The organism is Streptomyces hilarionis, assembly GCF_024539675.1.
GTDB classification, from domain to species: Bacteria; Actinomycetota; Actinomycetes; order Streptomycetales; family Streptomycetaceae; genus Streptomyces; species Streptomyces hilarionis.
Window position 1 is genome coordinate 1 of record NZ_JAHHIT010000670.1, and the last position, 289, is coordinate 289.

General features: G+C 57.8%; 1 protein-coding gene. It reads right to left on the reverse strand.

Annotated elements, in window-relative coordinates; all coding sequences use genetic code 11:
• Positions 1–195: hypothetical protein (locus tag KMS84_RS42905; RefSeq protein ID WP_256921558.1), on the reverse strand; the 195-nt coding region annotated here is incomplete at its 3' end.
• Positions 196–289: the final 94 nt, after the last annotated feature.

A 289-nucleotide genomic window follows, 5' to 3' on the forward strand; every position in this document is an offset into this window, starting at 1 on the left:
GTACTGCAATTCTTTTGGCGCAAGACCTCGTCCGAGATGACCCTTCCATGCGCCGCTGATGATTGTTGCTTCCATCGTGGTGACTCCCGGTTGGTTTCCCGTCTGACCCTGTCGCCAAGGCCAGCCAGTGAAATCTTCCGTTCTGCTTAAAGAACTTGTTCCAGTCGGTCCCGTTTTCCGGGGCTGGGAGATCACTTCGCTGATCCCTTGCTATCTGGCGGCTTCACCAGTCGTGTGGCGGGCGATGAGGCCCTGGCGAGCCCGTGTTGGGAGACTCGATGGACGTAGT